The organism is Pseudomonas sp. BT76 TE3572, assembly GCF_050435365.1.
Lineage (GTDB): Bacteria > Pseudomonadota > Gammaproteobacteria > Pseudomonadales > Pseudomonadaceae > Aquipseudomonas > Aquipseudomonas fluorescens_W.
Map to the genome: position 1 here is coordinate 534,782 of NZ_JBNDKE010000001.1, position 20,280 is coordinate 555,061.

Sequence of the window (20,280 nt, forward strand, 5' to 3'; positions counted from 1 at the left end):
ATGGCGGCTGAGGATGAGGACATCGAGACCATCGTTTGCGCAAATCCTGAATGTCGAGTATCGGAGACGGGGCGCTGTGTAGAAGGCCTGGAACTGGATGCCTGCCCTCACTATGGGGAGGAGCCCGACTATGACGACTCAGAAAGTGAAGAGTTAGAGGAGGACATTGATCAGAGCATCATGCTTCCTTCGGCAGAAACCCTGTCACCCGAGGGCGCATCGAAAATTCTCCGTCGGGGTGACAGCCGTGTAATTGCAGTTTTGGGGCCCAGTGACTCTGGGAAGACCAGCCTTATTGCTAGCCTCTACGATCTTTTTCAAGAGGGGCCTGTCGCTGGAGTTGAGTTTGCAAGATCACTGAGTCTGCATGCGTTCGAGCATGCCTGTCACGACGCTCGTGCTGCTTCGCGGCGAAGTATTCCTCACATGAACCGCACGCCTATCGGCGAGGTGAATTTCTATCACCTTGAAATCGCGGGAGTGGCGGATCGTAAACATCTAGTTCTCCTTCTCGGCGATAGAGCGGGTGAGGAGTATCGGGCAGCTGCAGACGATGTTAGCGTCGTAGCTGGCTTCATGGAGATCTCTCGTGCCGATACCCTTACCGTTCTCGTCGATGGGGAGCGCTTACTCGATGGCGGACGACATAATCTTAAAAGCGACATCATCATGATGCTTCAAGGGCTGCACGAAGGAGGCGGATTACGGTCTCACTCGCGTCTCGCTCTTGTTTTGACGAAATATGATGCCGTCACGGCCTCAGATCACGCGGAGCGTGCATTTAACGATTTCGACTTGTTGCTCGGCGATATCCGACTCTTTTTCGGTAGCACGTTAGCGGAAGTCGAGCCGTTCCAACTTGCCGCATCGCCAAAATCAAACGCAGTTCCGCGGGGAACGGGAGTGTCCGAATTGTTGACATTCTGGCTTAGACCAGCTGCTTCGACACGAGCATTGGCTTTCGCCCGACCTGAGTTTGGGCGAGCCTTCGCTAGATTGATGCCGCTCAATGAGACGGTGGAGGAGCCAAATGGCTGATCAATCGGTTGTTATAATCGGACTTCCATCGTCTGGGAAAACTACGTTCTTGGCTGCTCTTTGGCATCTTGTGACTGCACGTGACATACCAACAGCGTTACGTTTTGGCGGTCTTGGTGCTGGTGAAGCTTCGCACTTGAATGCTATAGCTCGACGTTGGCGGGACGCTAAAGTCCAGGACCGCACGGCGGTTGCGGGCAATCGACTCGTAAGCATAAATCTCCTAGACCAAACCGATAATGTTGTGCGCGCAACATTTCCAGATGTCCCCGGCGAAGCGTACAGGCGAATGTGGGAAGACCGGGATTGTGATCCAGAGATCGCTGATATCTTGCAGGCTGGGGGGGTCTTGTTGTTTATCCATTCGGATACAATTCGTGCACCGAAGTGGGTCGTTGACGAGGTTGAGCTCTCCAAAGAGCTCGGTCTAGAGGTTCCTGATAATGATAATGCACCTTGGCATCCAAGGCTCGCACCAACTCAGGTCCAGTTGATTGATTTGCTTCAGATGCTTCGGATGCCCCCCTTGGACATCGGTCCCCGCCGGCTAGCGATCTTGTTATCTGCTTGGGATAAGGCCCGTGGTGAAGGTTTAACACCAGAAGTGTATTTAAAGAGCAAACTCCCTATGCTTTGGCAGTATTTGGAACGGGGGGCCGACGGCTGGGTTTTTCAGATTTACGGATTAAGCGCACAGGGGGGGGATTACGACCCTGTCGAAGTGACCGCAAGGCCAGTAGCACAAGCTGAAGAATTGCGTGCTCTTGATAGCGCTTCGATGCGAATTCAGTTAGTGGGCCCAATTCCAGAAACACATGATCTTACGGAACCACTTAGATGGCTGATGGAGTGAAGGAATCGTCTAAGCCAATAGTCCATCAAGCTCTCCATGGTTATGCCGACGGGCACCAGCAGCTCGCAATTTCGGCGACATTGAAGCCTCGGGATCAGAAGATACTTCTTGCCTTAAGCGACATTTCCGGTCCTGGCGCTAGATTGGACGAGGACGGGTATCTGACTGGATACCCTTTGCCTGATTCGGGCTTCTTCGCGTTAGGTCGTACTTGGTCGGCACCGGAGATGCCACGACCTGGATGTGTATGGACTCACACACTACTCATCGACTTCAACGACCTAGCTGGTTTTGAGAACCTTTCGAGCCTATTGAAGCTTTTCAAGCGCCCCACGGGCTTGAGCAGCTTCCAGGAATATGCAAAACCTACGCGAATAAACATTGCATCCTTTTCAGAGCTATCGAGTGTCGCGGAAGCATGGGCGAAACCAGTGTTGGCGGCGCTATACGGAAAACCAAAGAACAGAGTTGTCGCCACTCGGTCAGGGCCTGAGGTTGATACCGCGGTACTAGCGATATGGTCACAGCAGTGGCCACGACTTCGGAGAAGTTTCAGATTCTGTACTTTCGCTGCCAGCGACAGGTCAGTCGAAGGAGCAAGTTTTGATCTCCAAATACTGCCGAACTCTGATCGAAGCGTGCGCAGTCGGTTTTCAGAAATTGTGGATGCGGACAGCGTAAAGTTGAACGTCTCCCCTTGGGTGGAAGATGCACTACTAGACTTAGTGCATCCCGATCAGAGTGGTCTTCGATCCTTTTTTCGCAGGTTAGGATCCGACGTCGCGGGAGGTCGTGAGGTTTTTCGTCCGCTTTGCCGACTACACCGGGCGGTTGAGATATCCCCACAAAGTCCAGTAGCAGTTCATGAAGCTATTAGCCTTCTGCAAGGCGAACTAGGGACGAAACAGGCGAGATCAGCGCGGGCTATCGTTGCCAAGTCGGCACTTGAGACAGTCGATACGTTAGACGAGATGTCATTCGACTTCCTCTGGGCTAACCTCAACCTCGTGGAGCCTGATGTTCTACACGCTCTGGCTACTCGACTCGGACGAGTGACTTGGAATCGTGATCCGCGAAAACTAGTTCAGCTCTTGAATAGCGAAAGCACCGAAAAAGTTGTTCTTCATAGAGTGATTGCCGATTTAGAAGCTGCTGAGCTTATCGAAGGCCTCAAGGTTATACCTGAGCTGTTTTCGCTCGTCTTAGCCCATCGTCCAGAACTTATCAAGGAGCCCAGCTTCTGGTTAAACATCAGAGCAACAGATGAGTCTTTCTGCGTCGCTGAGAACAAAGACCTACAATTCGATGCTGTTGCGGCCATGCTTACAGCGGGAAGAAGTGATCTTGCGCCTGCAACAGTTCAAACTTTCGGTCCGATAGTTGTTCTCGAAGCATTAAGTAGAGCGAAGGGTGTAAATAGTAACGACCTCAAATTCTGGGCTCAAGCGGCTTCAATTGACATCAAGTCTGTTGCTGAGTTTCTCGGTAGCCGTGCTAGTATCCCTCGGAAAATTATATATGTACTAGCAAAAATACTGCCCCCAGATTTAGTGCCGAATGACTACGGCGAGGATCCATGGTTCGTAGCTTGGCAAAACTCTACGGGCTCGATAGATGACTCCCAGGTCACATATATTTTGGCTTATTTCTTAAATCGAGCTCTTGGATGGAGATCTAAGTCTCAGGCCGAGCTTTTACAACTAAGCTTCGAGCCAATACATGATGCGCTCGCCCACAATAGCCTATCGGAGGATTGTTGGCGTACCTTTGAGCCACGGTTGCCTTGGTCAATATTCTGGCTCACATGGGATCGTTGCCAGAGGTTACGTGCCGGTGTCATAGATAGGTTCGTAGATCGCGATCTTTCACCTAACTGCTTTGCCCACCTAACCCACAGCGATGTTCTATTTTATGCACTAATAGGTGTCACAGCTCAGAGTGGCCGTGGGCGAACCTATCTTAAGAGTGTCTACTGGGCTATGAAAGGTGAAGGGGATGCTGCACTTGATCGTCGGATCCTTGCCATTGAGGAATTGGTAGGGCGAAAGGAGTTATGAATGCATCGAATATAATCAGTACTAGGAGGTAAAAAGTTGTATGGGTACATATTTTTTCGGATGTTATAGAGGAATTAGTCTCATTCAACTGCTGTTTAGAGAAGTAGATATTGGTAAGTGAATAGGCTGCCAGCCTGCCTAGTGGTTTCTAGTGATGTCGCAATGCTCGCGTTGCCTAAAGCAGGTCAGAGGCTGGACGCTAGCACTCCGAAAGAGACCAAGACTACTTCGGGTCTGGGTCGCCCCTATTTTTTGAACGGCTCAGTGTCATACAGTACCAGGGAATCGGGCATGGAGTGTCGTCCGATTATCAGTTCTGCTGTTGAGTGTTGTCGGGTACTTAATTTTTTCCTTCACGACATGCTCATGCGCAAGAGAGCATGACGTTTCCTGAAACTTTGCCTCTGGTTGCCTAGGCCATAAGGCAGGTTTTTACGATCGAAATTTAGCAATAGATAGCTTTGAGTCGAAAGCGGCGCTTGTGATCAACGGCTTATACAATAATCTTTCATCCGTAGCGAACCAAAGTGATCTAAATTCCGCTTGAAACTCTTGTGCCGAGCATCGGCAGTGCAGACGCCACGAGTGCGGGGAAACATGTAGTGCACTTTTTTATACGTCCTTTACTGGGGGGTGTTGTTTACCTAGACACTGATTTCTAAAATAATTAGTCATTTTAGGAGAAGTATCAATGCAAGGAATGCTGAAAATAAAACTGGTCTCGCTTCTTATTGTTCCTGTGATAGGCGCCTGTACCACACCTCAAACTGTGGACGTTTCAGATGGATCGACGAAACTCCAGCTGGCACAACCTTCAACCGTCGATAACTGTTCTGTAGGATGCCCATCTGGCGGTAGTGAACTGACACTCAACCGTCAGGCCTACACCCTAAACAACAACGGCTCAACAAAATTCGCCAACTGGGTCGCTTACAAAATCACAAAGGACACGCCAGCCAGCGGGCGCCCCCGCAACTGGAAAACTGACCCCGACGTTCCCATCGGAGAAACGCTAAACCCGGTCGACTACAACGGAGCCAGTGTGGCCCTGAAAATAGACAGGGGCCACCAGGCAAACCTCGCTTCTATGGGCGGCGTAACCGATTGGCAGACTCTGAACTATCTCACCAACATCACACCTCAAAAAGCCGACTTGAACCAAGGCGCATGGGCTCGCCTAGAGGATCAAGAACGCAACCTGAGCAAGGTACCTGACGTCGATGCAGTGTATGTGGCCACAGGTCCTCTCTACGAAAAGAACATCGGTTCGTTACCAGGCACAAACAAGATCCATACGATCCCCAGTGGCTACTGGAAGGTGATCTTCACTGGCAGCACGCCTGCCAATGGCCTCTATGCGGCTTTCATCATGGAGCAAAGCACCCCACGCTCTGCGAGCTTCTGTGACTTCCAGGTGACGGTAGAAGAGATAGAAGAACGTTCGGGTCTGACGCTGTGGAGCAATTTACCTCAAGACGTTCAGGCTGATCTGAAATCTAAACGCGGGCAGTTGCCTCAGAAAATTGGATGCGCTTCAGGCGCAGCCACCAGTAAATAGGCACGCATGAAAAAACCACCAGTCAAAAGACAGGTGGTTTCGGATTAGGTCTAGCCAGATTATCTAGTGAATGAACCTCATTGCGGCGATCATAATTCCAATGGCAGCTGACAGCATCACACCCATACGAATTGTCAGCTTCACATCAGCTTTAGCAATCTCTGCCGTTAGTCGATGTTCAAGAGTATTGATATCACTCTTAGTTGCGAGAAGGGTATGCATGTCCGACTCCAATGCTTCGATTACTGCGTGGGCTTTCCGCTCGGGGACGTTGATGGCTATCAACGCCTGATACAGAGCCAGTTCCATTTTCATAAGGCCTCCAAAAAAATACAAAGGCCTACCCCACAACGGGAAGGCCCGTCGTGGGTGAGAAAAACTGTGCTTCCATCGACTTAGTCGACTGACCGCGCTACCGGAAGCGATGCGGTCATTGGGATGGATCCTACGGTTGAACCGTAGCGCCGACTGAAAGATCCTGACGGCTGGGCATGTAGCTGATCAAGTCAGCAAAACATTGCCCTAAAGTGCTTTCATACGCGTTCTCTGTCAATCCACAAACCGGTTACTGAGTGTGTCCTGAAGGGGGTGGAGAATCTTCTGTTCGGCCAGGTTTCACTAGCTTCAGGTAGGGATTGTTCAGGGCAAGTTCGTTGAGTAGACCTCCGTGTGATTTGAGCAGGTATCCGTTCAGCCGCCTTGTTTTGCGTGGGCCTGTGACTTCGCATACCCAAATGTTCAGGCCGCTGCGTTGTTTGCGATGCAGCTTCATTTCTTCGAAGCGTTTCTGTATCCATTCCCAGTCGGACAATCCTTGCTGCTTAGCGATTTTGGCCAAGTGAGGAAACTCCTGTGCGTAGCGTCGGAAGATCCCGGGTGTGACTAGATAGAGCGTGTCGTTGACGCTATGGGCCAGTGCTCTCTTGTCATTCGTAATGATGCGATGTGACTGAACGCCCTTGGTAAACCACTCCATGAAGTGGGCTCCGGAAGGCTCGATTATGTTCGGGATGGTCTGTGTCTGTATGGCTTGTAGCTCCATGTCCTCTATGGCGTCTAGCTCCTCAAAATACGGAGGAGGGGAGCCGAACAGGTCCATCAATATATCGACTGAATCTGGTGCTGCTCGTCCAAGAGCAGGTGCTACTGGTGGGTTAGGTATTGATTGTGTTTGGCTTGTTGCATTTGCAGGTGGCGATGGCGGGTTTGAGATGACGTTGGCGGTGCCAGCAGAGTTGATCGGCTTATCCACTACGTCGACGGTGATGCTCCCGGTGAACGGTTCAGGGCGTGCTCCGGCTTCCCAGATCAGCGCCGGCGACAACTTCAGGAATGTGAAACTGTAAGACCAGCCGGTATCGCTTGTGACGGTGGCATTCCAGATGGCTTTTCCGTCGGCACTCGGTAGAGCGATACCGTGCTCTTGAAGGACGTTGAAGACGGCAATGTTTCTTTCTGGAATGCCGTCGACACCTTGCGAAAGCAGATGAGCACGCAGTTTGTCTGAGACTGTTTTGCTTACCAGCCACAGCGCGTCGTGGGTGAGCCAACCATCTGAGGCTTGAGGTTGATTGATCTTCAGTTCTTCGCTGACCAGGTAGCGGAGTCCTTCCAATAGCTTTCGCTGCAGTGCGTGTTTGGGCGCTGACATGGCCACGCTTGGGTCGCCACCGAGGGCTTGGGCTACTGACGCCTGGTCGGCTTGAGAGACAAGAGTGCCTAGCTCTCCGGCGTACTCTTGCTGGCCTGCCAGGTTGAACAGCAGCGAGGTCCAGAGTTCTGGGAACGTGCAGAGCCAATCCAAAATATCTTTGTTCAATACTTGGCAGATCAGCACGCCTGATACAGCGCCGTGTAACCGGTATTGGCGATCCTTTCTGTAGCGCAGTCGGTAGGGTCGTGACAAAGGACCGTGCCACGGATGCCAGAGCGTCCCGTCGGCATATTCGACGTGCACATCGACAGCGATTTTGCCCAGGTCGTGGCCAAGAGAGGCGTAGGCGATAGCTGCTGTCCAGGCTTCAGCTTGGGCGATCTGGGTTTCCGGTTGAGCACCTGTGGGAAGTAGTAGGGACTGCCTCAGTTTTAAGGCATAGGCAACTACTTCGAGGCCATGGTCCAGCATTCCGCCGGGATAGGCATGGTGGTGGCTTTCTGAGGCAGGAAGCAGCTGTACCAGTTCGGCATAGCGTCTGATGGGATCAAGGTAGAGCTTATTGAATTGATCACGGGAGAGTGCTGTTCGTTGCCAGATGTGGTTGAGCAATTTTTGTCGGCGGTTTGTTGCCAGCAGTGACAGAGCTGACATCGGAGCAGTGAGTCCTGTGGGAGTTGATTGCTCGGCTTGGGCAGTGTCCTTTTGAGTAGGTTTGGGCTTGCGATAGAAAATTGAAAGCATGTTTCCTCCTGTCAGCATGGTCTGGAGGAAGGACTTTTCTCCTTTTTGGGTAGGGCCTTTCCCCTTGTGCTCCATTCCCTTGGTCCTTTCCTTTTTTCCATTTACCTTTTGAGGCTGCGGCAATCTACTGGGTGGCCGCTACGTTGAATGGGCGAGCGAGTCGCCCCCTTTTTATGGACAGCAGTGTTCTGCGAACAGGGAGGTGTTTGAGATGGAGGGGGAACGAATTACGGGAGCGGCGCGATTTGGTAAATGGATGGGACGTCGCTGGAGAGGCATTCTATTATTTGAAAAGAACTCGCTGCTGTGGCTGCAGCGAGTCGGAGTGCCGATCAATGTGGCAAAGATCTATGGCTGGATTCTTAAAGCGGTTGTTCTCAGCGTACTGTTGTATCTAGCGTTTTGGATCGCATTGATAGCTCTCGCGATAGTTTTTGTGGTCCGTGCTGCCTTCAACTGCGATTTCAGGTCAGATTATGAAGAAAGTGATTGGAGGGATGGTCTATCCGGCTTCGGTCTCTATGATCGAACAGGAGTCCGAATAGACCCGCATGATCCCGATGAGATGCCCTAAGTTCTAGTTGAGCGCACCCCTCGCAATGGCGGCACCTTGAGAACCGGCTGATTTTGCTTCTGCGACGCCCTGTGTCAGGCCTTGAAGCATCCCACCTGCGCGGAGTCCAACCCATGACAATGCTGTAATCCAAAATGTCGGGAGGATTAAAAACATCGTAGCCATAACGAAGTTCAGCAGCATGTCGCCGAAGGAGTTGTTCAGACCCATCAGCACGTTGAAATTGCTGTGCGGTGAGTTCCAGCCGTAGAGGGCGTCGAGGATGGTGCTGTCGATCCAGCGGGCGAGTTGGAACCAGAAGTCGACGAAGAACAGGGCGAACTGAACGCAGCTGATGGTCATGAGGGCTTTGAGGTCGTAGGTGCCGATGACCAGGATCAGTGGGATGCAGATGGTCAGTGCCATCTTGAGGAAGGACAGGACCATAGGCAGAGCCTGGCGAACGACATCCATGGCCGGAAAGAAGGCTGTTGATCCAACGGTCAGACCCAAGTCTGAGGCAGCACGGGCGGCGATGTTTGACGCCTTCATGTCGATCTGTCCGCCGTAGCTGGAGTAAACCTGTCCTTGGTTCAGCGTCTGTTGACGTGGGGATACGACGGAGCGGATGACGGCGTCATCGGCTTCAGTTTTGCTCAGGAAGCCTGCCCACTTACTGAGTCGGGTGAGTAGGTCTGGATCGACCTGTAGCAGAAGCCTTGATCGCAATCCGTGGCCTGCGTCAGACCACCATTGCCGGCAGGTTGGATAACCTCCACCGCCTGGTACTTGAGCCAGTCCAGCGTCGCGCGCGGCGTTGAATGGCCAGTGGCTGCGGGGTGTCTTGGAGTGATACTTGTCGTAGTAGCCAGTGGTGTTTAGGAAGTGCTTTGAGCCAATCCAGTTGATGTCATCCATCATTTCATCGCTTAGGGTGGGTCGGCTCATGAACAGTTTGGCTCTTGCATGTCCATAGCAATCGTTACTGAAGTCAGCCACTTCCTGAGCCAGAATTGTGTTGTCGATGCGAGTAGCGTCGATGTCCATGCGTATCTGCCGCAGGTCCGTACCGCACGGAATGGCTGCGATGGACCCTCCGGTAATGGCCTTGGAAAGCGAGTGCATGAAGAACCACCAAATGGGTACCTTGGCACTTTGGTTGTTGAGCGTTGTGAAGCTGTTGGACCATCGAGTGTCTTGCGGCTTGGGGACGTTCACTTGGCATTGGGTGGAGCGGGTGCTGTCGAACTCGATGGTGTTCAGGTCGACATCAATGACAGGGATACCCGCAAACATGATGACGATGATGGCGACCCACACACGGTTTTCGATGCGCAATGAGGAGAGCACGCCTTTGTTGCCCTCATCGGCGCCTTCAGTACGAGCTCTGAGCCATTCCTGAAGAATGATCGCCAGAAAGGGCAGGGCAAATACGCCGCTGGCAACCAGAAGCTCCCAGATGCCGTTGTTGACGATCCATCCGACCAGGGTCAGGTAAAACTCCAGATAGTCATTTGTGTAGAGGGTCATGGGATCGTCCGTGGTCAGTTCGAGCTGAAGGTCATTAATTCGAGCAGTGCAATCGCGCAGACGGCGGCCGCCTCCGCGCACAGCAAGCGTTGATGCTGTGACGAGGTGAGTCCTTCATGAGCAAAGCGCTGTCGCATGCGATACCAGCTGTAAGCGGTTGCGCTGTAGAGGGTTAGCCGCCAGATCAGCAGGGCGGTTGCTTGGCTGCGAAGCCACTGGGTCCAGTCGTCTATACCGTTGGCTGCTTCGATGCCCAGTAAGCCTATGACGATGGCTGCAAGGGTGAGAAGGACTGTCCAGAGGATGACCTGCGCGCAAAGCGCACGACGAGTTTTAGGCTGTGTCATGGTTACTGATCCTTGGGAGCGGCTTGCTGGATCAGGTCCAGACGATTGCGTACAGGATCACCTTGGTAAACGCCGCGAGAGCCTGCTGCTCGGTTGCTTTGTCGCTGGAGCAGGGCCAAGGGTGAGTTGCCGGCCAGCGTGCGGCGCAGTTCGAGCTCGGTTTTTAGGCTGTTGATTTCCTGGGTCAGTGCATTGCTTTCCGAAGAAATGGCTTGCTGAGCCAGTTGATTGGCAGCGACGTTCGGCTCTTTGCTTCCGGTCATCAACGTTCGCTGCAGCAGAATGGCTTTTTCCATGACGCTGGCTAGCGCGACCTCTGAAGCCAGGCGACGCGCAAGCACGTCTTGGTCGGGTTCATCACGCAGGGCTTCGATGACACCCCGAGTGACGGGCAGTGACTGACTGCTGGCGGCGAGCAGGTTTTCGGTAGAGGTCGGCTTGCTGCCGTTCATCAAGCCTTCAAGGGCCTGCAGTTTGGTGTCGTACTCTTCCTGAATCAGAGGCGTGAGACCCACGCCTGGTTTGCTTTGAGTTTTGGTGCAGGTGTCGCACGTTTGGTGTTCGCGCTCACCCAACACACGAGTTGCCCAAGCCTCTGCTTCCTGTGGGGAGGACCAGGTTTGGCAGCTCTGACGATTGCCACAGGCAGATTTTGGTATGGCCGATTGGCTGCCGACCTCTTGACCATTGAGCAAGTTGTAGCCGGCGCGAGTGACGTCAGCCACCACTTTGATTGAGGGTTGACGTTTGCCGCCGGCGGGCCGACCTCCAACCCAGGGCACACCGTTATTGCCCTGTTGGGTTTCAGCCTGCTCTACAGCGGCAACGGCGTCCCGATTGCTGACTGTTTGAGTCAGGTTTATTCCTTCCGCCAGTTGTTCCCAGCCGAAATGACCACCTGCGATATCCGCCATGCGTCCAGCGATCGACCTGCATGTAGATTTGGATCGGTCGTAATCGAGCCTGGCTTGCAGGATTCCGTTGCTGAGCAGGTTGTACAACCCAGGGTCAGCCCGTTGAATGATGAGGGCAGGGAGTGAGGCCACGGCACCGGTGGCGTTCTGGATCACGCTACTCATCACTGACTTGAAGCCGCTTGTGGCGCCATTGAGTTGATTTTGGAGGGTCGTGCTCAGGTCCATCTTGCCGCACATCAGATTAGTGTCCCAACCAACACCGACGCTCACGCTGTCCATCTTAGCGGCACTGCCCATGGACACGGCGCTTCCTCCGCCGATGCTGTAAAGCACGTCGTCACCGATCGCTGCACCACTCTGGTTAATCTCGTATTTGCTCGCTGCATGAATAGTGGCTGCTGAGAGCAACAGAATTGCGAACAGGATGTTGGTGGGCTTGAGCGCCAGGGAGGGGCCAACACGTGGATACTCGTTCTTCATTGGTTCGCTCCTGCGAAGTCGGTACTTCCTAGAAAGACTTGGCCCTTACGCTCGCAGCAGCTGTAAGGCCGCCATAGCGCCCAGGCGTAGTCGCCGCGCGGGGATTGAATGCGAGGGAGGTTGTTAGGAAACACCGCACAGGTTTGGGACTGTTTAGGTGTCAGCTCCTGCCACTTCCCCGTAGCGGGATCGCTTTCCTTGAGTGGTCCTGCAGGCCAATACCCATCGCGCTTGTTGGCAAGCATTGGCTGATAGACATGGATCTGTCCGCGACGGGTGACGATGTCACCGGCTCTTTGAGCAACAACAGCTGCGCTTTTGTAGTCGTCGACTCCATGCAGGAATCCACCACGCGGATAGACCGCTCCCCATAGATTCGCACTGGTGCGACTGCCGATCTCACGCACACCAGGTGTGAGTGATTCGGGAAATACCAGTTCGGGGATGTTGTGACGCCAGGCGATGGTGTCCAGTGTGCTCAGAAAATAGGGCATGAGGATTTTGCCGGTGCCTGGGCAGGCGTATCCGGACTGGCCAGCGAATTGGCTGAATGCTGCGCCACCGGGATGGCCGATCACATCAGCGTTTTTGAATTTGGCGAGATCGTTTTCGTGGCTGATGCCAGTGTTGCCGTCGCCACCACCTCGGGCGGTGAAATTGGTCGAGCTCAGCACTCGGACTTCCGACCAGGGATTTTCTCCCGTGTTGCTATAGCTCGACACCACGGCATCAGGCACGTAGTGACGAACCTTGGGGGAGGTTTTGACTTGGCAACCAAAGTTGGTGCAGTAGAGCCAGTAACAGATACCAACCACGCGATAGGCCAGGCAATCGGGGGATAGGCTTGAGGTTGTGATCGTTACAGTGTTGAGGGCCGGTGCCGACAGAGGAAGCCCCATCGCTGTGACAAGTGCAATCAAACGGTAAGTCTTCGGATGGCTGTAGGTCATGGTTCGATCCTGCGCAAAAGCGGTGTGCGCAGTGAACCAGCGGCCGGGGGGCGTCTACCTGTATGAAACGGGTACGGCTTTGCACCTCATTGACATGGTGGGGGTCGTTGGTTCGAGTCCAATCGCGCCTACCAAACAAAATCCGCTCTGCTGGGCGGTCTAGAAGGGCTCACCGAAAGGTGGGCCCTTTTTTGTTGCTTCGGATTTCTTGCAGAACGTTCACAAAATATAGGCTTCGTTCACACTGGGCAATGTGAACGCCGATTGCGGTTGGGTTTTTGGCGTGCCGCAAGCAAGATCGCTCATGCCTGCGGCAACTGCTGAGAAGGGTAGTAAGCCGGGCTGTATAGCTTATTTGACGAGTGCGGATCACTCTATAGCGAGTGGCGCTGAATCATTGCCGAGCATAGGGTGGTCGCTGCCACTTGGTAGCTCTTCTGCTCGAGTCTGAGCAGTCCATGCAATTCCAGCCAGCTCTTTCATTCGATCCACAAGCGGTTTCGCATCCTTCCCAAGCTTCCCGAGCATCACTCCGGCGTCACCTACAAAGGCGTAAAACCTCTCCTACGTGCCCTAGAATGAATATCACACGAATAATTATAGAAAAGGACACATCATGAAATCAGGGTTGATGGCGGTTGCACTGGCGGGGATGCTGGGGAGTGGAGCTGCCATGGCAGCAGACGCAAGATTCGATGGGAACGAGTTATTAGTGCAGTGTCAGCATTTTGTAACGTTGGTGGACGGCGGCACCGCGAGAACTGATGTGCATTTTGATGCTGGTGTGTGTGGTGGCTTTGTGCAAGGAGTCGCTAACACGGTTTACTTCTATAGCGATGAACTTAAGAAAGATCAAAAGTTTTGTATCCCCGGCACTGCATCGGCTTCCCAGCTAGTGCGAGTGGTAGTCAAATATTTGAAGGATAATCCTAAGGATTTGAATGTTGCCAGAATGACCTTAGTGTGGCGGTCGTTTATGGATGCCTACCCTTGTAAATAGTGACTGAAAAAGGACTGATGAAATGACAGTTGAAGCTGCAAGTGTAGTGAGCGGTGTAATAACCAGCACGGATATAACGTTCTACCTGAGTATCGCTGCGGCACTGATTAGCCTTGCAACGTTTATTGTCGGTTACTCGCAAATGAGGATTGCAAGCGCCAAAATAAAGTTGGATTTGTACAATAAACGCTTCAATGCGTATTCGACGACACTTGCGTTCTTTCAGTCAACATATGACAAGGACGCCCGTAGCATGGAGACGAAGTATGATGAGTTCGCAAAGTGCTGTCGCGAATCGCAGTTTCTGTTCGACGAGAAGGATGGGGTTTTCGAAATTATGGGAAGGCTGATAAAAATCGGTGGCAATATACTTTCATATGATAGAAATTTATCTGGGGCAGACGCGGACGCAATTTTAATGCTCAATCAAAAGCGTGATGAGGCACAGGTGGCGTTTGGGAAAGAGGTGCTACTCCTAGAAGATCAGTTAACCAAGTACATCACTTTTAAAACTATTGCAGGGTGGTAGAACGTCCGCAAGTTACAAATGAACGCAATCGTTAAGACACTGTGATGGCTATGTCCTACTCTTCAGCAATCTCCGCTGCTGTCTTTCCATAGAAAAGCCCGCTCTAGGCGGGCTCTTGGGACGTTTTCTATACGGATTTCAAATCCCGCCGCTGGAGCGGCCTTGGCACTTCGTCAGTGTGCTGTGTGGTGGCTGGGGAAAATAAGCTGTGGCTTCGTCTCTGTGGGTCTTTCTGGAAACGGTCACGGCACGATAGGTACTCAGCAAGAAACGACGGGCTCAAATAGAAAGCTGACAAATCTCAAAATAAAGGTAGGTCGCTGGTAGCTCCTACAGCCTCAGAACGAGACGTTGAAAGCCAACATGAGACGACGTACTGCCGTTGGTGTGAACTCGCTTCCACGAGCGGTACGCAAGCCTTGAGCGTTGAGGCAATTGGCTACTGACTGAAGCGTGTTGATCTTGTCGTGCAGGTCGGGTTTTGGTCGTGCGATATCACTGACAGGGTTGTGGATGTCGATCAGCAATCCGCGTTTAGCGAACCTGTAAAACCGCGACATGAATGCGAGCTGCGTCCTGCACGTGGATGGTTTCACCTTCTTCAGTCGCATGATCTTGAAGTCGTTGATCATCTGCGGGGTGATTTCGTGAATGGGCTGCGTGAAGTGCCTGCCCAGATGCTCCACGATTTTCAGTGCGTGGTCGTAGCTGCCTTTGCCCTTGAGCATCGTTTCGCAGTACGTCATGCCCAACGTATAAATGGTGTGGTGCTTGCGATCCATCGTCACTGCTTCGATCTGGTTCGCCCATGACTCTGCTTCAGCTTTGGTGCTGAAGGTTTTCGACTGGGGAGGTTTGCCCTTTATCCGTACCTGAGCATTCCAGTTGCCGGACGGAAGTAAGCGGAAATTGGCCATTTTTAACGCCTCATAATGTGAATGGGCGTTCTGTGAAACCCTTGAGCACCAAGGCTTGCAGCTTGCTCAAGCAGACATTGACATGGAGGGGGTCGTTGGTTCGAGTCCGATCGCACATTTATGCGAGAGTGCAAGACACGCAGCCTGTGAAACTGCGTGTGGAGTGACTGTGAATAGTAGGGCGTTCGGATGACTTAACACGGTCGCCCACAATTGAGCGATCCGTATTATTTCGACTGCACGGTGGGTCGGGGGAACTGATCGTGTGCCGTTCTTCCCGCCGATCATATCGGCAATACGGTCATCGAGATGTAGACAGTCCAGGGTCAGCTTTCAGAATCACGACATTCCCTGCGAGGTTGGCCCTCGATCATTGTGGCGCACTGCCACCATCGGTCGGAATAGCGTGATACGGTACTGAATGTTTTGGCCGTCCCGCCGATCCACACAGTATTGGTTTCTAAGGAAGGCTCGCCATGCAGGCGGAAAAAAGGAAGAAGGCGCTGGTAGCTTGGCGGGAAGTACTTGACCGGTCAACGTCTTGGGAAGGTGCCGAAGAGCAATACCACGAACTGTTGAGATCGGCTGATGAGATGGAGAGAGACGGTCTGATCAGCAGTCACGAATGGCGCAAGTTAGCGCGTAAGGCAGCAGTAGTTTTTTCAAATGCCTCAAATAGCTGAGGTGATGGGTGCGGATGGTCGCAGTTGAGAAATTGCACTCCACTCGACCATCTGATTGCATCGGTACTGACCACTCGTTTGCATTGCACTTGACCAAGCGTTTGCATTGGATCTGACCACCGATTCCATCGGATTTTACCCGCACGCTTAGTCAACATGATCGGCGCAGAGCAGCCTATTGCTGACGGTGGCGACAGGCAGTTATCGACTGTGGATTCAACCGGTCTACGCAACACAACCAGATTCTGTGTAAGCAGAGGGCGTGTTGCAGATGAAGCAGAGACTTTAGATCTATTACACCGTCAGCCTAAAAAGCTGATGTGGGATCACTGGCAGAAAGGGGACTCTCTCCAGCAGATCGCCCAACTATTTGATCGAAACCACTCATCGATACAGCGCAACTTGGCGGAAACAGGGGTATCAGAACCGCTGTAAGGCGCAAGTCTCCGAATTGATGTGGCCCATCATGAACTGGGAGAGTCGGTTTCAATCTTCCTTGATTTCTCCACTTTGCTCTGGGTGGCTAATGGCTTTCCCTTTGGCGCTTGCAGGCTGGGCTATCAAAAAAATGCGCAATATCAGGCCGCACGCCCCAAGCGGTGCAAGCATCGTGTAGATTGAAATTGTAGCCATTGAGCATAGGACGCGAGGCACAGGCTCGATAGGCGTTGAAAAACGCCATTTCGAATAATAAAAAGAACGCTGATGCGCCCAGGAGATATGCCATGCGATCGCAACCGGTCCAGCAAACATCTCATCAAGCAGGCTCCTATCCTGGTGGTGTTCCGCTTTCGGCTGCCAATGAAGGTTTGCGCTGCGTTTCTGTCAGCGACGCGAATGTGTTGGCAAACTCTCTACCGGAGTGGCAGCAAGAGTACTTGCAGATCAGTCCGGGGCAGTTTGCAGGTTCGGTCACTGAAATTTCCGTGGGTGTGGTGCAGATCTTCCGCGAGGTGATGAACCAGGCGGTCGATCAGCACGGGCAGACACTGCCGGGCAAATTCGCCTTGGGCATTCCCATCTCGCTGCGCGGCCACGGTTATTGGTGTGGTAAAGAGCTTGATTGCATAGATTCGGTGTTCTTTCTGCGTCCGGATTCCGAGCTGAAGTTCAAGACCCCCGGCTACTCCGATATCTACGGCGCATCGGTCGATGTTGAGGCCTTCAGAAGATACTCTCTGGATGACGAATTTGATGACAAAAGTGTTATCGCTCTGACGAAAGAGGTCAGTCGGCTTCCGCCGGACAAGTGCGCCGCGTTCCGGCGAGGATTTGACAGTTTCTTCCGGGCAGTCGAGGCCAACCCTCTGATTCTTGAATCAGCGCCCGCTAGAAAGCAGCTGGCTTTCGACATCATGCATCTGCTTCTTGGCATGACCGCGGACTTGCCAGTGTCGAAGAAATCCCACGCCGACCAGTTCGTTCATCGCCATGTTGTAGACAGTGCACGCAGTTACATTCTTTCAAGAAAAAGTGAAGCGTTAACAGTGACCGATTTATGTGAAGGACTGCGAACCAGCCATCGTTCGCTGCATTACGCCTTCAACAAAGTCTTGGGTATCAGCCCCGTGACTTATCTGCGCTACATCCGTTTGAACGGCGTCAGGGCGGAACTTATTTTGAGCGATAAGTCGGCCTTGATCAGTGAAGTTGCAGCCCGGTGGGGCTTCTGGCACATGGGCATGTTCAGCGTCTACTACAAAAACCTGTTTGGCGAACGGCCTTCTGAAACACTGAAAAACTTCCGTACGCCGGCAAGTATTTAACTATCAAGTTTTGAACGCCATGTCTGGGGAGATGTACCCGGGCATGACGGGATTGCTTTGTCAAAAAAACGGAGAAAATCATGAATAAGTTACACGGAAAAGTGGCCTTGATTACCGGCGCCTCGAAAGGCATGGGTAAGTCTCATGCCACTATCTATGCCAAATACGGGGCTAATTTGATTCTGGTTGATCTCGATGAGTCAGTTAACCAAGTTGCAGCAGAAATTCAGAATAAATATGGCGTGGAAGTGCTTGCGCAAGTAGGCGACGTCACCGATCCTCAGGCCATGCGGCTGATTGCCGAAAAAGGCATGAAGCGGTTCGGCAAATTGAATGCACTGGTCTGCAATGCCGGAGTCTGCCGTCTCGGCAAGTTTCTTGAGTCCAGTGACGCTGAGCTGGACCTGCACATCAACGTCAACATCAAGGGGGCATGGCATACCGCGCGTGCGGTGCTGCCGCACATGATCGCATCCGGCGGCGGTGCAGTGGTTGTCATGTCGTCCGTGACTGGTGACATGACCGCTGATCCGGGCGAAGTGGCCTATGCGCTCTCCAAGTCCGCCCTGATTGGCTTCACCAAGGCGCTGGCGGTGGAGATGGCCCCCCATAACATTCGGGTGAATGCGATCTGCCCAGGCTTCATATGGACGCCAATGGCCGAACAGGTCGCCAGGCAAGTCAATCCGGATGATCCGAAGGCGGTTCTGGATGAACTGGCCACGGCGATTCCAATGAAACGCCTGGGCAGACCCGATGAAGTCGGTGAGTTGTCGGCATTCCTCGCTTCCGATGAGTCCAGTTATATCAACGGTGCGCAAATCGTGATCGATGGTGCCAGCACACTTCCCGAAACAGTCAGCATCGGGATGTAACAGGCGTTCATTTACAGCAAGGACGCTGCTGCATCGATGAATTCCGTGATTCATAAAAACAATAGCGTGGAGCGTGTGTGATGACAGAGCTAACCGAATCCTTGCATGAAGACGTGCCTCTGGCCGGCGAAAAACTGAAAGGCAATCTGGGTACTTTTCAGATAGCACTATTGGTCATTGCAGCTGCAGCACCTTTAGGCGCCGTGCTCACGGCAGCCCCCATTGGTTTTCAACTGGGCAACGGCGCCGGGCTTGCCGGAACATTCCTGATTGCGGGATTTTTGATGGTTTGTTTCTCGGTAGGTTATGGCGAACTGATTCGGGCGATTCCCGGCGCAGGCGCGTTTTACAAGTATCTGTCGGTGGTCTTTGGCTCAAGAGTTGGCGCGGGCGCGGCATGGGTCGCATTGGCCTCTTACCTGGCGATTACGATTGCCGTGGCGATTGTGTCTGGCTATTACACCAATTTGACCATGCAGACCTTTGGAATAAATATTGGCTGGATGTCATGGACAATAGTGTTTATGGCGCTGACGTCTTATTTAGGCCGGGCGAATATTGATTTTGCCGCCAAAGTGCTGGTGCCCTTGGTACTTTCAGAGTTCTTCATGCTGTTCTTGCTGGGCCTGTCCATTTTCCTGGATAAAGGCTTCGCCGCTTTTCCAGTCCAGGCGGTATCGATAGAGGCAATAACATCGCCGGGCCTAGGTGTGGGACTGATGGTCGCGCTGGCAGCGTTCCTCGGCGTCGAGTCCGCCGCGCTGTATGCAATGGAAGCCAAACGGCCAGAAAAATCCATTCCGGGTGCAACTCGTCTCGCCGTGGTGTTGGTCGCAGTGGCCTACTTTGTGATTATCTGGTTGATCGTTGGCGGGATCGGAGCCGATGCGATAAAAAGCGAAGCGGCAACGGCTCAAGGTGAGCTAATCATCAATCTATTCTCGACACGCCTCGGAACAACGACCGCCACCCTTGTTTCGATCATGTTGTGCACCAGCAATTTTGCCTGTCTGTTGTCACTTCACAATGCAGCTACTCGATACGTACAGGTCCTTGCCAAAGATAAGCACCTGCCGAGTGTGCTATCGAACATTCATCCGCAACGGAATTCCCCGGCCAATGCGAGTCTTTTAGTCACTGTGTTGGTCGCCGCCTGTATTGCCGTACCGACTTCGGTGGGTTACGACGCTTTTGTATTCCTGTTTCCGGTCACGCTGGCGTTTTCGACTCTAGGGCTGATCGGACTTCAGGCCTTTATTTCGCTGGCCGTCATTGCCCACTTCAAAAAAATCAGTGATCGCCGCTATCTCAAAATCCTGATCAGCCCACTCGTCGCGCTAGCGGGGCTTAGTCTGGCGGTTTACCTGATTTATGAGAATTACGGACTCCTGACTGGAAGTGAATCGGCATGGGTGAACGGAACCCCATTACTGCTGGTTGCGCTGTTTTTCTACGGCGTGATCAAAGGTCGTTCAAACACTATTTGATGCAAGACGCTGTAGCACCGCACTGGTGCAGTCTGCGCTTTGAAAGTGCATTTTCCATCGGGTTATGAAGGACATCTTGATTGCTGTACGCGGAGGAGGGTTGCCGACCTGCTCGCAGCGTTGCTGGATCCTGTATTCGTCCTGCCTTGAGTGACTCAGAAGCCAGAAACATGCCAGTTCTTTTAGTTGGCGAAGTGCTAGTGGGGTCCCGTTGCGAATCTGCCAATCTGTGTTAATGCGCCTGCATAAGTTGGTCGTAACCTTCACATGCCGACCTACCGCAGTGCTGCAGTTTCTTCATCGTCCGAATGCCTTTGCCCCCAAAGTTTATTTGAATGGAAG

17 protein-coding genes and 2 pseudogenes are annotated in these 20,280 nt (G+C 52.7%); 12 read left to right on the forward strand and 7 right to left on the reverse strand.

The window, feature by feature from the left end; all coding sequences use genetic code 11:
• From ABH912_RS02470 to ABH912_RS02490, 5 genes and pseudogenes are all read left to right on the forward strand, one after another.
• Positions 1–1,038: a TRAFAC clade GTPase domain-containing protein gene (locus ABH912_RS02470; protein WP_429509496.1), complete on the forward strand. Its 1,038-nt coding sequence runs from the start codon at positions 1–3 to the stop codon at positions 1,036–1,038.
• Positions 1,031–1,891, forward strand: a complete 861-nt coding sequence (locus tag ABH912_RS02475) for a TRAFAC clade GTPase domain-containing protein (RefSeq protein ID WP_429509497.1) — start codon at positions 1,031–1,033, stop codon at positions 1,889–1,891. Before ABH912_RS02470 ends, ABH912_RS02475 begins: the two co-directional genes overlap by 8 nt.
• Positions 1,876–2,202, forward strand: a pseudogene (locus ABH912_RS02480) (hypothetical protein); the annotation flags it as partial. The gene ABH912_RS02475 and the pseudogene ABH912_RS02480, both read left to right, overlap by 16 nt.
• Positions 2,203–2,982: 780 nt before the next feature.
• Positions 2,983–3,948, forward strand: coding sequence for a hypothetical protein (locus ABH912_RS02485; protein WP_429513196.1), 966 nt, complete (start codon positions 2,983–2,985; stop codon positions 3,946–3,948).
• 691 nt (positions 3,949–4,639) lie between these two features.
• A complete protein-coding gene (locus ABH912_RS02490; protein WP_429509498.1) occupies positions 4,640–5,506 on the forward strand; it encodes a DNA/RNA non-specific endonuclease in 867 nt (288 codons plus the stop codon).
• A gap of 63 nt (positions 5,507–5,569) precedes the next feature.
• On the opposite strand, the gene ABH912_RS02495 is transcribed toward ABH912_RS02490, so the two are convergent.
• A complete protein-coding gene (locus ABH912_RS02495; RefSeq protein ID WP_429509499.1) occupies positions 5,570–5,821 on the reverse strand; it encodes a hypothetical protein in 252 nt (83 codons plus the stop codon).
• Positions 5,822–6,071: 250 nt separating this feature from the next.
• Entirely contained in the window at positions 6,072–7,904 is a 1,833-nt protein-coding gene (gene mobH, locus ABH912_RS02500) for a MobH family relaxase (protein ID WP_429513008.1), read from the reverse strand.
• A 211-nt stretch (positions 7,905–8,115) separates the two neighbouring features.
• Between mobH and ABH912_RS02505 the strand changes: the two genes are divergently transcribed.
• On the forward strand, positions 8,116–8,478 hold the full coding sequence (locus ABH912_RS02505; RefSeq protein ID WP_429509500.1) for a DUF3742 family protein: 363 nt from the start codon (positions 8,116–8,118) through the stop codon (positions 8,476–8,478).
• A gap of 3 nt (positions 8,479–8,481) precedes the next feature.
• Here ABH912_RS02505 and ABH912_RS02510 read toward each other — a convergent pair whose 3' ends face one another.
• Genes ABH912_RS02510 through ABH912_RS02525 form a run of 4 tightly spaced genes read right to left on the reverse strand, consistent with a single transcriptional unit; the run spans position 8,482 to position 12,630 of the window.
• Positions 8,482–9,987: a conjugal transfer protein TraG N-terminal domain-containing protein gene (locus ABH912_RS02510; RefSeq protein ID WP_429509501.1), complete on the reverse strand. Its 1,506-nt coding sequence runs from the start codon at positions 9,985–9,987 to the stop codon at positions 8,482–8,484.
• Positions 9,988–10,001: 14 nt separating this feature from the next.
• Positions 10,002–10,334, reverse strand: coding sequence for a hypothetical protein (locus tag ABH912_RS02515; protein WP_429509502.1), 333 nt, complete (start codon positions 10,332–10,334; stop codon positions 10,002–10,004).
• 2 nt (positions 10,335–10,336) lie between these two features.
• Positions 10,337–11,731 carry an integrating conjugative element protein gene (locus ABH912_RS02520; RefSeq protein ID WP_429509503.1) on the reverse strand — a complete coding sequence of 465 codons (1,395 nt, stop codon included), beginning with the start codon at positions 11,729–11,731 and terminating at the stop codon, positions 10,337–10,339.
• Positions 11,728–12,630: a TIGR03756 family integrating conjugative element protein gene (locus ABH912_RS02525; protein ID WP_429513010.1), complete on the reverse strand. Its 903-nt coding sequence runs from the start codon at positions 12,628–12,630 to the stop codon at positions 11,728–11,730. Before ABH912_RS02525 ends, ABH912_RS02520 begins: the two co-directional genes overlap by 4 nt.
• A gap of 667 nt (positions 12,631–13,297) precedes the next feature.
• On the opposite strand from ABH912_RS02525, the gene ABH912_RS02530 reads away from it, so the two are divergent.
• Positions 13,298–13,681, forward strand: coding sequence for a Rap1a/Tai family immunity protein (locus ABH912_RS02530; RefSeq protein ID WP_429509504.1), 384 nt, complete (start codon positions 13,298–13,300; stop codon positions 13,679–13,681).
• A 22-nt stretch (positions 13,682–13,703) separates the two neighbouring features.
• Positions 13,704–14,210 (forward strand): hypothetical protein, encoded by a 507-nt coding sequence (locus ABH912_RS02535; protein ID WP_429509505.1) that lies wholly within the window; start codon positions 13,704–13,706, stop codon positions 14,208–14,210.
• A gap of 473 nt (positions 14,211–14,683) precedes the next feature.
• Here the strand turns inward: ABH912_RS02535 and ABH912_RS02540 are convergent.
• Positions 14,684–15,127 (reverse strand): annotated as a pseudogene (locus tag ABH912_RS02540) (tyrosine-type recombinase/integrase); the annotation flags it as partial.
• Positions 15,128–15,603: 476 nt separating this feature from the next.
• On the opposite strand from ABH912_RS02540, the gene ABH912_RS02545 reads away from it, so the two are divergent.
• From ABH912_RS02545 to ABH912_RS02560, 4 genes are all read left to right on the forward strand, one after another.
• On the forward strand, positions 15,604–15,810 hold the full coding sequence (locus ABH912_RS02545; protein WP_429509506.1) for a hypothetical protein: 207 nt from the start codon (positions 15,604–15,606) through the stop codon (positions 15,808–15,810).
• A gap of 725 nt (positions 15,811–16,535) precedes the next feature.
• Positions 16,536–17,576, forward strand: coding sequence for a helix-turn-helix domain-containing protein (locus ABH912_RS02550; protein WP_429509507.1), 1,041 nt, complete (start codon positions 16,536–16,538; stop codon positions 17,574–17,576).
• Positions 17,577–17,656: 80 nt separating this feature from the next.
• Entirely contained in the window at positions 17,657–18,451 is a 795-nt protein-coding gene (ucpA, locus tag ABH912_RS02555; RefSeq protein ID WP_429509508.1) for an SDR family oxidoreductase UcpA, read from the forward strand.
• An 80-nt stretch (positions 18,452–18,531) separates the two neighbouring features.
• Positions 18,532–19,938, forward strand: coding sequence for an APC family permease (locus ABH912_RS02560; protein ID WP_429509509.1), 1,407 nt, complete (start codon positions 18,532–18,534; stop codon positions 19,936–19,938).
• Positions 19,939–20,280: the final 342 nt, after the last annotated feature.